Genomic DNA, 3040 nt, shown 5'->3' on the forward strand with positions numbered 1-3040 from the left:
TCGCCCTGTACGAGGCGGATGCGGCCGCGCTGGGCCTGCTGCGGCACCGGGCCCGGCGCGACGGCCCGGCGGGGGAACCGGACTTCGTCTGCCGGGAGCGGGAGCTGCTGCGCCGGATGTGGCTGCGCAAGGCGACGGCGGGGCCGGCGCTGGCCCGGGCCGCGGTCCTGGAGGAGCTCCTTCCGCCGCGGCCGGCCCCGTGGGGGCCCGTCGCACCGCCGCACACGCCGGAGCCAGTGCACACGCCGGAGCCGCTGCAACCGCGGGAACCGGTCCGCGTACCGCCGGCTAGACGTTCAGGCCCTTGGACTCCAGCCAGGCCAGCGGGTCCGACGTCACACCGCCCTTGCGTACTTCCAGGTGGAGATGGGGTCCGGTGACGTTGCCGGTGGCGCCGACGCGGCCGATGGTGTCGCCGGCGCCGACCGGGCCGGAGGTCACCGACATCGAGGACAGGTGGCAGTACCAGATCTCCGTGCCGTCATCGAGCTGCAGCACGATCCGGTAGCCGTACGCCCCGGACCAGCCGGCCGAGGTGATCTTCCCCGTGGCGACGGCCTTGACGGGCGTGCCGGTCGGGGCGGCGAAGTCGAGGCCGGTGTGGTGGCCGGAGGACCACATGGAACCGGCATCGCCGTAGTGCGAGGTCAGGGTGTAGGCGGAGGTGGGCAGCGAGAAACTGCCGGCGGGCGTGGCGGTCCGCTCCTGCCCGGCCTTGGCGTCGGCGGCCTCCTGCGCCTCCTTGGCCTCCTTGGCTTCTTGGGCGGCCTTCTCGGCGGCCACGCGGGCGTCGTCGGCCTCCTTCTGGGCGGCCTCCCGCTTGGCCTTGGCCTCCGCGGCGGCGGCCTCCTGCGCGGCGCGCTCCGCCTGTGCCCGGGCCTGGGCCTCGGCGGCGGTCTCCTGGGACTCGGCCTGCTGGAGGATGCGGCCCACCAGGGTGGCTCCGGCATCGGCGGGCTGCGCGGCCTGCTGCGCGATGACGCCCGTCGAGCCGGCGAAGGCCCCGGTGTCCGCCGCGTCGTGACCGTCCTGTGCGTGCGATGCGCCGCCGCCGGTGCCGAAATCGGGCAATGAGGGCATGGAGATCGCCACTTGGGGCCGGTCCTGGGCGGTGGCGATGCCGCCCGCGCCGACGGCGGCGATGACGCCGACGCCGAGCACCGTGGAGCTGCGGGCAAGTCCCCCGCGCTGCTTGACGACCCGGTGCTTGCCGCGGGGCGGGCGGGCCGAGTCCTCGGTGGGGTTCCACTCGCCCCAAGCGCCCGCGGTGGGTGCTTCCTGGAGCTCAAAGCCTTCGGGGGCAGGCGAGTTGGAGGCCACCGGGCCACACTCCTCAGGGGGACGCGCACGCGCACGGTGCCGTCTCTTGCGACGGCTGGGACGACCGCGCTGCGTTATCGAACGGTAATAGACGGAGGGGAGTGATTCCAAGCTGTTGCGATTGATCGTTAGCGGCAATCGGCCACCCTCTGACCAGCTTTGGCCATCACTAATGCCGCATACATGGATCAACGCAGGCAAAAATCCACCAAGATCACCATCTCTTCAGCCACACCCACCCCTTGACGTGCCGTCATAAACCTTGCACAGCGCACCAGTTCTGTCACACACCGTCACGGAGCGACCACGGGGACGGTCCGTCGCCGCTCCGGCTCACCCGCCCCCGGCCGGCCCACCGCGAGCAGTGCCATGTCGTCCGTCGCCCCACCGCCCGTATGCCGGCGGACATCGCTGCTGAGCGCGCCGAGCAGCTCGCCGGGCCCGGGGAAGATCCGGCCGCCGAGCCGCGCCGCCGGATCGTAGAAGTCGCCGGCCGCGTCGCGGGCCTCGGTCAGCCCGTCGGTGTAGAGGAGCAGGGTGGCTCCGGCCGGGAAGGCCCACTCCTGCGCCCGGTCCGCCCAGGCCGCGGACAGCTCGCCCATGCCGAGCGGCAGGGCGGGCTCCGTGGGGGCGAGGACCGCCAGACGCCCGTCGGCGTGCAGCAGCAGCGGCTCGGGGTGGCCCCGGTTGACCAGGCGCAGCACGCCCGCGCCCGTCGGGATCTCGCCGAGCACGCACGTCGTGAACCCCTCCACCGAGTCCAGGCTGTCGCGGCGGGCGCCCTCGCGGGCCAGTGCCCGCTCCAGCCGCTGCGCCACGCCCTCCAGCGTGGGCTCCGTCTCCGCCGCCTCCCGGAAGGCCCCGAGGACCACCGCCACGGCCTCCACCGCCTCCAGCCCCTTGCCCCGTACGTCCCCCACCGCCAGCCGCACTCCGTACGGGGTGTCCTGGACGGCGTACAGGTCCCCGCCGATGAAGGCGTCGGCCTGCGCGGCCTCGTACCGGGCGCTGACGTGCAGCCCGGCGATGCGCTCGGCGGGCGTGGGCAGGACCGCGCGCTGGGCCGCCTCCGCGATCCCGCGCGCCGAGGCGAGGCGCTCGCCGCTGCGCCGTACGACCCGGTTGATCAGGACGGCGAGCCCCGAGACGGTCATCACCGTCACCAGTTCGGTCAGCGCCTCGACCTTCCAGGTGGTGCCGTTGAGGAGGTGCAGCAGGAGCACGGCCAGGGAGGCCAGTGCCCCGGTGACGACCGTGCCCCGCAGCGAGGACACGGGGGCGGCGATCAGCGGGGCCGCGGAGAAGAAGGGGGAACCCGTGTAGCTGGGCGGGGTCATCAGGTCGAAGGCGAATCCGACGGCGATCAGCACGGCGGGCAGCGCCCGGACCACCGTCCGGGCCGTGCCGCGGCCGGTGTCCGCCGTGTACGCGTCGTACTCGTCGCCGCCCTGCCGCCCCAGCCGCGCCACGCTGCTCTCCTGCCCGGTCCCTCGCGCGGGGGCGGGCCGCCGCCGCTTCGCCCCTCAAGGCTGGCGGCGGGGGGACCGTACGGCGACCCGGCCCGGGCCGACCGGGTGAGGGCGCGGCGGAGAACGACGAAGGGGGCGCGGGGAATCACCTACCCACGCCGCCACATCGTCTCGCGGGCGCTCTATTGTTCAGAAAGAAGGCGGTAGTGTGACACAGGCAGACACGCGAGCTCCCGCACTCGCCCGGGGAG

General features: G+C 74.0%; 2 protein-coding genes. Both read right to left on the reverse strand.

All coding sequences use genetic code 11. From position 1 onward, the window contains the following. Positions 1–288 precede the first annotated feature (288 nt). Complete coding sequence (locus tag ACFXA3_RS21090; RefSeq protein WP_385188818.1) at positions 289–1320, reverse strand: M23 family metallopeptidase; 1032 nt, start codon at positions 1318–1320, stop codon at positions 289–291. Positions 1321–1613: 293 nt separating this feature from the next. Then, positions 1614–2780 (reverse strand): PP2C family protein-serine/threonine phosphatase, encoded by a 1167-nt coding sequence (locus tag ACFXA3_RS21095; protein ID WP_385188836.1) that lies wholly within the window; start codon positions 2778–2780, stop codon positions 1614–1616. Between the last annotated feature and the right edge of the window lie 260 nt (positions 2781–3040).

It is taken from the genome of Streptomyces sp. NPDC059456 (assembly GCF_042750055.1).
Classification (GTDB): domain Bacteria; phylum Actinomycetota; class Actinomycetes; order Streptomycetales; family Streptomycetaceae; genus Streptomyces.